This is a genomic window from Otoolea muris (assembly GCF_943193115.1).
Classification (GTDB): domain Bacteria; phylum Bacillota; class Clostridia; order Lachnospirales; family Lachnospiraceae; genus Otoolea; species Otoolea muris.
Genome location: NZ_CALPCY010000095.1, coordinates 1 through 8,613 on the forward strand (window position 1 = coordinate 1; position 8,613 = coordinate 8,613).

The 8,613-nt window shown below is 49.4% G+C and carries 7 protein-coding genes; all 7 read right to left on the bottom strand.

Annotation, left to right across the window (positions count from 1 at the left end):
* Positions 1-42: 42 nt before the first annotated feature.
* The 7 genes from NFS31_RS25680 to NFS31_RS25710 all read right to left on the bottom strand — a co-directional run bounded on the left by NFS31_RS25680 (position 43) and on the right by NFS31_RS25710 (position 8,169).
* Entirely contained in the window at positions 43-582 is a 540-nt protein-coding gene (locus tag NFS31_RS25680; RefSeq protein WP_251501652.1) for a glucosyltransferase domain-containing protein, read from the bottom strand.
* 734 nt (positions 583-1,316) lie between these two features.
* A complete protein-coding gene (locus tag NFS31_RS25685; protein ID WP_251501654.1) occupies positions 1,317-2,276 on the bottom strand; it encodes a zinc-binding metallopeptidase family protein in 960 nt (319 codons plus the stop codon).
* A gap of 87 nt (positions 2,277-2,363) precedes the next feature.
* Entirely contained in the window at positions 2,364-3,392 is a 1,029-nt protein-coding gene (locus NFS31_RS25690) for a PDDEXK nuclease domain-containing protein (protein ID WP_251501656.1), read from the bottom strand.
* A 159-nt stretch (positions 3,393-3,551) separates the two neighbouring features.
* Entirely contained in the window at positions 3,552-5,021 is a 1,470-nt protein-coding gene (xylB, locus tag NFS31_RS25695) for a xylulokinase (protein ID WP_251501657.1), read from the bottom strand.
* Between the two features lie 22 nt (positions 5,022-5,043).
* Entirely contained in the window at positions 5,044-6,516 is a 1,473-nt protein-coding gene (locus tag NFS31_RS25700) for an L-fucose/L-arabinose isomerase family protein (protein WP_251501658.1), read from the bottom strand.
* A gap of 191 nt (positions 6,517-6,707) precedes the next feature.
* The gene (locus NFS31_RS25705) at positions 6,708-7,544 is read right to left on the bottom strand and encodes a helix-turn-helix transcriptional regulator (RefSeq protein ID WP_251501659.1); all 837 of its coding nucleotides are present in this window, start codon (positions 7,542-7,544) and stop codon (positions 6,708-6,710) included.
* 121 nt (positions 7,545-7,665) lie between these two features.
* Entirely contained in the window at positions 7,666-8,169 is a 504-nt protein-coding gene (locus tag NFS31_RS25710; RefSeq protein ID WP_251501660.1) for a HEAT repeat domain-containing protein, read from the bottom strand.
* Positions 8,170-8,613: the final 444 nt, after the last annotated feature.

The following is an 8,613-nucleotide window of genomic DNA, read 5'->3' on the forward strand; positions in this document are numbered from 1 at the left end:
AATCATCCGTTTTTGTCCGGATGTATCTACCCTTTTTTCATTCTATAACTGTCCGAGTTTTCGGACAGTCTCCCCCTGCTTTTTCGGGCCGCGCGCCCACTGAAGCGTAAAAAACGCAGACATGCCTCCCAGCAGGAACGCAAACGCAACCTCAAACGCCTGATAGGAAAAGTAAAACTGGTGTATCAGAATCGGACAACTGATAAACAGCCCGTTAAATATATAATAAAACGGTTCCAGCTTCCCTCTCTTTTCCGGCCGGGCCGTCTCTGCCACAGCAAAATCAATAAAAAGACAGGCCGCCGCCATCGCCGCGCAAGTAAACCAGATACTGGCCGCGGGGATATAAACATCTGTTGAAAACAGCTTTTTCGTCAAGGAAAGACCAAAACGGCCTTTCAGCCGGAAATCATTAAAAAAATGCTCCGTATGCGTAATATACGTCTCCATATCCGTAAGGACATCGCCTGAATGAATCAGCAGGGCCGCATAGGATACCAGCGCCGTTATAAGCGTATAAAATAACAGCCACGGACGTTTTCCCGCAAAAACCAGCGGATCCCTCCATCGTTTTTCAGCCATACAAATTTACCTCCATTTTCCATTACCATAAATCTCTTCTCATATTGCCGCGGAAATCGGCGTTTTTATCATCTCATAAAATGGGAAAAATGTCAATTTTGCACGGCTTTTTTATCGTGCGGGCAGCAGTCAGTTGTAACCGTTCAGAGGCTGCCTGAACGGTTACAGTCAGTTATGTACATCGCCTATTTGTAATAGTTCGTCAATTACCACAAAAAGTGCTTGCATTTATTTGTGATAACCTTATTTTGTGAAAAAGAAATGTATCTTGCATTTAAAATCTGCATATGCTATAATGCCGTTAGGCAAAGAAATGTGGAGAAATCCATGCAGGCAAAGAACGAATCCCCCGACTGTAATGGCGTACAGTCGAGGGATTCTTCTTTTCTTTTTATAGTGGCAAAGCACCCACTAGTACACCGTTTTCTTAATCTTTATATACTAAGCGCTTTATATGTATCAGTGCAAGGCGGAGGAAGGAGGCGATGCGGTGGCATCGTTGACTGACGACAACGCGGCAATGATGCAAATAGCGAGTGCTTAGTATATGAGGAATTAAAAAACGGTGTACTAGTTTCAACCTTGGTTGATGAACTAATTGAGGATACTGAGGGCGATATTCAAGCATAACAGCATATGGAAGAGTACCCATGACAGGGTGGCAGCCCTCCGGCTGACAAGGTGTAACAGTTCACTTCTTTTAACCAACACCCGTCCATTCTGCCCCTAAACGCTTACAGGAATGGCTGCAATCCGCATGTAATATCCCGCCCGTCCTTTACAATCCCCTCCAAAACCGCAATCAAAATCTCCTCCATTCGGTAAAACGACTCCACATCCGCCCGTTCTGCCGGCGTATGGACATCGTACAGATTCGCCCCGCAGGAAATCATATCAATATGGCTGCCCAGCTTTTTTGCGAGATAGCCGCATTCAATCCCGGCATGGATGCCCGTAAAAACAGCATCCTTTCCGGCATATGCGGCATAAACCTCCCCGCATATCTTTCTCAGCCTGGACTGGCTTCTGTACTCCCACTGAGGATAATCGCCGTGAAACCGGCACTGCATTCCAAGGGCCTGCGCCAATACCTGCATATACTCCTTTAAGCGCTCCTTTTCCCTTCTTACGGAACTCCTGCCCGAGCACAGGAAAGTCACCCTGTCCTCTGCGATCGTCATACTCCCTGCATTGGACGATGTCTGCGCCAGCTCCCTGTTTCCCCGATCCCATGTGAGCACGCCGCAGGGCAGAAGGGTGATGGCCTGAATCATTTTCTCCACGGATCCCCGCGTCAATACCCGCGCCTCCTGCTGCCGCTCCCTTTCCTCTATCCGGAAACGTATCTCCTCTGTCCCGGCAAACCCCTGCCTCACATCCCGTTCCAGGAAACACAGCTTCTCCAAAAGCGCCGCTCTCCTCTCCCGCGACGTATGCAGGCGTATGCTTCCCTGAGAGGCAATCGCATTCGCCCTCCCGAAACCGATGTCCAGACCGGAATGGCCGCCCCGCAGCCCCTCTAATGTCAGAAGAACCTCTGCCTCATATGCCTTTGTCTCATATGCCAGGGGAAGCGACAGATCCGTGCGCACGCCGCCCGCGCAGCTTGTGATAAATACCCCTTCTTCCTCAGCGTCAAGGTTAATGAGATACGTCCCCCTCACATCATGAAACCCCAGGTACTTCTTAATCACAAAATTTTCTCATGATTAGTGAAGGGCACATTTAGAGCATTTTTCATGCAAGGAAGACTATGCCATAATGATTTCCGGCCTGCTATCCTATTTATTTTCCTTTTCATGCCAATCTTTTAAAACAGCTTCCACCTGTGCAATCAACTGTTCTTTTTGGGGAATATATGATACATAACGGGAGGCAAAAATATTGTTAGCCATACCGCCTAAAGCGTATTCTGCGGATACGCTGTCTTTATCTGTGCAGAGAATGATACCAATGGGGGCATTATCATATTCATCATTTACTTCTGCGGCGTAATAGTTCAGATACATATTGAGCTGTCCGACTGCTTCGGCCATCAGTTTTGTTGTCTTTAATTCAATCAGGACATAAGCGCGTAAAATCTTATTGTAAAATACCATATCGACATAGTAGTGGATATTATTCAGGGTAATACGCTGCTGCGTGCCTACAAACATAAAACCACGCCCCAGCTCTAACAGAAATTTTTCTATTTGCGCCACCAGCGCTTTTTCCAAATCACTTTCCAGCAACGGTTTATTTTCCGGCGCCCCTAAGAACTCAAAGACATAAGGATCTTTAATCATGTCAACAGGCTGTGCCATTTCAATTCCTTTTTGGGCAAGAGAAAGGACGGTTTCCTGATTTGTTCTTCCCTCTGTCAGCAGCAGCCTTTCGTAAAGGGAAGTTGAAATCTGCCGTTTCAATTCCCGGATAGACCAACCGGAATTAACAGCTTCTTTCTCATAAAAGCTGCGTTTATCGAGGTCAGAAATAGACAACAATTCGCAATAATGTGACCAGCTCAATTTAGCAGACACTGTCTGTTGAATTTGATAAGATTGATAAAACCGGCGCATAAACTGGATATTGGAAACCGAAAAACCTCTGCCAAATTCTTTTGTAAGTTCTTTGGAAATCTGACGAAGCTGTTGTTTGCCATAAGCGGCGCGCTCGTTACTGTTCTGCTCATGCTCAACAATGATACGTCCTACATTCCAGTAGGTGGACAGAAGTTCTGTATTGATGTGTGCAGCGACCTTTTGCCTGGCGTTTAATAACAATTCTCTAATCTTGTCTATCATAGAATCAGCATATGCTAAATCACTCATAATATGTCCCCTTTGCGTTTCCTGAATGTCTTATAAGCATAGCACAAACATGGCCAAATTGCTACTGATTGATTTGACGTGATATGATACAAGAATGTGATATGAGAAGTATATACGAATAATGGGGCTGTCCTTTCCCGGCAGCCCCGTTCATTTTAACTATACGATCTCCCCAAACACCTTCTCCAGCGCCGGGTACAGCTTCCGGAATTTCTGATACTGCGCCTCATATTTCGCCGCCAGCTCCGGCTCTGGTTCAATGGTCCGTACCGCTTTCACGATGCGCCCCGCGGCCGCCTCCACGGAAGGAAACGCGCTGTCCGCCACAGCCGCCAGCATGGCCGCGCCCAGGGACGGGCCCTCTTCTGTCTCAAGCTCCACGATCCGCTTATTCAGGACATTGGCAAAGATCCGCTTCCACAGCGCGCTCCTCGCGCCGCCCCCGCATATGCTGGCCTGCTCCGGGCAGAGCCCAAGGCTTTTTGCCACCTCAAAGGAATCGCGGATGGCAAAGGCCACGCCCTCTAAGACAGCCTGCGTCATTCTCGCCCGATCCGTATCCATGGAGAGCCCGATAAACACGCCGCGGGCATCCGGATTATTGTGCGGCGATCGTTCGCCCATCAGATAGGGCAGGAAAAAGACAGGATTCTCACCCAAAGCGCCGACGGCATCCTGCTCCCTCTGATAATCCCCGGTTTCAAGGATCCCGTCCATCCACCACTTATTGCAGGATGCGGCGCTCAGCATACAGCCCATCAGGTGATAGCAGCCGTCCGCGTGGGCGAATGCGTGCAGCGCGTAATTGTTATCTGCCCGGAAGTCCCTGCCGGATATAAATACCGTCCCGCTCGTGCCGACCGAGATATTGCAGCCGCCTTCCCCCACGGTTCCCGTGCCGACAGCCGCCGCCGCGTTGTCGCCCGCCCCGGCCGCGACCACGCAGTCTGCTGCCACCCCAAGCCTGGCCGCAAGCTCCGGCTTTATGCGCCCGACAGGCTCAAAGCTCTCAAAAAGCCGCGGCATCTGTTCCATGGAAAGGCCGCAGATATCCAGCATTTCCTCAGACCATACGCGGCGCTTTACGTCTAAGAGAAGCGTCCCCGAGGCATCGGAGTAATCCGTGCTGTGGACGCCGGTCAGACACCAGGCCAGGTAATCCTTTGGCAGCATAATTTTCCGGATCCGGCTGAAAAGCTCCGGCTCATGCTTTTTCATCCACAAAAGCTTGGGCGCGGTAAAGCCCGCGAACGCGATATTCCCGGTCAGGGAAAACAGGCGCTCCCTGCCAATCGTTTCATTTAGATAGTCCGTCTCCTCCTTACAGCGGCCGTCGTTCCACAAAATCGCCGGGCGGATGACTCTGTCCGCTTCGTCCAGCGCGACCAGGCCGTGCATCTGGCCGCCGAAGCTGATCCCGCGCACATCTTCCGGGGAAAGTCCGTCCGTCAGTTCGCGGATCCCGGCAAAGCTCTCCCGCCTCCAGTCCTCCGGGTTCTGCTGCGACCAGCCCGGAGCCGGATATTCCACCGGATATTCCCTGGAGACAATCTTTTGAACCGCGCCCTCCTTGTCCATCAGAAGAAGCTTCACAGCCGACGTCCCCAGATCGATTCCTATATAATACATTTCTTTCCTTTCCGGATTTTCCCTACCCGATCGCAAACGGATTTTCTGTGCCGTATCTCTCATGCTTCGGATGATTATACTCAATCTCCTCCACCGGGACTCCCACATACTTAAAGACTTCATAGAGCGCCTTCCCGAAATGGCCGAAGGCTACCGCGCCGTGGTGCGGATAATTCTTCTCAATCAGCACATGGCGGTAAAACCGTCCCATTTCCGGAATCGCAAATACGCCGATGCTTCCAAAGGAGCGCGTCGCCACAGGAAGGACCTCGCCCTGGGCCACATAGGCGCGGAGTTTGGCGTCCGCGGTGCTCTGGAGACGGAAAAATGTGATCTCGCCCGGCGCGATATCGCCCTCCAGCGTCCCGTTCGTCACCTCCTCGGGCAGCGTCCTTGCCATGATGAGCTGATTCTTCATGGAACAGAACGCCAGCTTCCGGGAGCATGTATTTCCGCAGTGGAAGCCCATAAACACATCGCGGCGGCCGTAGTTAAACGTCCCTTCAATATCTGCCCTAAAGATATCGTCCGGAACCGTATTATTGATATCCAGAAGCGTCACCGCGTCAAGGCTCACGGCAGTCCCGATAAATTCACTCAGCGCCCCGTAGATATCCACCTCGCAGGAAACCGGAATCCCCCGCCCGGTCAGGCGGCTGTTGACATAGCAGGGCACAAAGCCAAACTGCGTCTGGAACGCAGGCCAGCACTTTCCGGCAATTGCCACACAGGAGCGCGAGCCCTTATGTTCCTCAACCCAGTCCAGAAGCGTGAGCTCATACTGCGCGAGCTTAGGCAGAATCTCCGGCTTCCCGTTCCCCTCCCCGAGCTCGCGGGCCATATCCTGAACCACGCCCTCAATCCTCGGATCGCCTGTATGGCGGTTAAATGCCTCAAACAGATCCAGCTCCGAATTCTCCTCGATCTCCACGCCCAGATTGTAAAGCTGCTTAATCGGCGCATTGCAGGCCAGGAAATTCTGCGGGCGCGGGCCGAAGCTGATGATCTTTAAGCTCTTTAAGCCAATCACCGCCCTGGCAACCGGGGCGAATTCCTCGATCATCGCCGCCGTCTCCTCTGCTGTCCCCACCGGATACTCCGGGATATACGCCTTTAAGTTCCGCAGCTTTAAGTTATAGCTGGCGTTGAGCATCCCGCAGTACGCGTCGCCGCGCCCCTGGATCAGATTGTCGCCCGACTCCTCCGCCGCGGCCACAACCATCGCCGGACCGTCAAAATATTTGACCAAAAGCGTCTCCTCTGTCTCCGGCCCGAAGTTCCCCAGGTACACGACCAGCGCATTACAGCCAGCCGCCCTTACCTCCTCCAGGGCCTTTTCCATATCCCTTTCATTCTCCACCACCGTGGGGGCCTCAAACAGCTCCAGCTTACAGGCCGCAGCCACAGCCTTTCTCCTGTTTTCCGACAGGCTCTTTGGAAAACAGTCGCGGCTCACCGCTACAATCCCCAGCTTCACATCCGGCATATTCGTCATATTCTTCTCCTCCTTTTTAACATTCCCGTAACGGTCCGGATAACCTCCGAACTGTCACGCGCTCCCTCCGCCGGGGCCGCATCCATACCGGAGCATGTTAAAAAAGCTCCGGAGCCCGCCCCGCACTCTCTGCGTACTCTTTGTAGTTCGATTATACATGCTATATTTTATCTTTTCGTCTCAAAATATGGCTATTTAACTGCTGTTTCTTGCCTTCTTCTAAATTCACTCGGCGTCATCCCATACTTGCGCTTAAATTCCCTGGCAAACGCCCGGCTGCTGGCAAACCCATAATCCATGGCGATATCCGACGCCTTCCTGCCGCTGCCGGCATATTCCCGAAACGCCAGCTCCAGCCGGATTTCCTGCAGATACGCTTTAAAATTGATCCCCGCATATTTGCGGAACATGCGGGAAAGATATGTTGGAGAATACCCGAATTCATCCGCCACCCGTTCAAGCGTCAGCTCCTGCGCATACTGCTCGCGCATAAAATCCGTAATTTTAGAAAGCCGGTCCATACGCCGGCATCTTTTCAGGCGCTCTGCATCTGACGCCATGCTCCTGTACCTGGTAATCAGGCAAAACACCAGCTCCGCAAAAGCGCTCCTCGCTTTCCAGTCATATCCCGCCTCCCGGCTCCTGGCAAAGCAGGCGATCTCCTCCAAAAGCCGCATCACCTCGCCGTCATCCCCAAGGGAATGTACAAAATCAATAAACTGCCCCTCGGTATAATACCCCTCAAACACCGAAAGCGGAATCTGCAAAACCAGCGTCCGGTTCGGCTCAGGGGCCGAAACCGAATGGATCTCATTGGAATTGACCAGCATCATCTGTCCCGCCCCCAGAAAGTGCGGCGCGTCGTTCAGAAAGAGCGTAAGCGCCCCCTCATAGACGGCAAAAATCTCCACAGAGCGGTGCCAGTGCTTTGCCCTGACATAATTTCCGTCCCTTCCCTCAAACGGAAAAACCTTAAACAAAAATCCCTGATCCGGAATAATCAGCTCATGCTCATATAACCCTTTCATCTCTGCCACCCTCTGGCGCCGGCCCCGTATCCACCGGCCGGAAATTATATCTGATTAGTTTTTCTTATGACCTATACTTTTTATCCAGGACGCAAAAAATTCTGCACCTAAACTTTTGAAACTACCAATTACTTAATTGCTGCCTGGCATTTCGGGCTAAAATCTCATTTGATTCTTTTGATACCAATTCCAATACCTTCTTTGACTCTGAATTTTTTATATATCCTAATGCCCATATAATTTTTACCTCAAATGCATAATTATCATCCCAATTTAAATACTCCGGGTTCAAATATAATGCCTTTTTCAAATAAGCAACACTGGAAGGCGAATGTATTTTTTGTAAAATCATTGCAATATTTTCATGTTCTTTATGCCAGTCACATATTATTAGCTGATTCAATATGTCAAGATATACATTCATATCTATGCTATTCTCTGTTAAAAACAATGTATAAATAAGATATGCCAACCGCTTCCCATCTCTTTTAAATATTGTACTTTTCATTTCCTTTTTTAATTTTTTTTCAAATTGCGGGGAACCGACCTCTAACTGATCTATTAATTCCTCTTCAGATATTTTATTCATAAAAAATTCTTCAAAAATGCTATTAGATAAATTCACTTCTAATTACTCCCGTTTTAAAAATACCTGGACGAAACCCGTCTTATCTAATTATACCGCTCCCTTTGAAACACATACTTAAAGGAATATCGCCCGCTTTATATATGAACTTAATTCTGTCTGGTAAATTGTGCTTTCTGAAATCTTGTACGTATAATTACTTTCATTCTTATTTTTATAGTACATTGTGAAGAATGGGCTTATCATTAAGTCAGGTATACCAGCTCCGACCTTGTCTATCCTAATAGTTTATATCCGTTTTTAACTACGTCAATCAGTGACTTGCTAACATATTCTTTTTGTTCTTTACTTTCTATGCGTGTCAGATTACTCTTAATCAATTTGCTTAATTCTATGTACCAATTATTAACTCAAACTTCCCACATTAAAAATGGGATTTGCTCCTTGAAAAATCAATACTTTAGCTCACAAAATAGCGCTCAG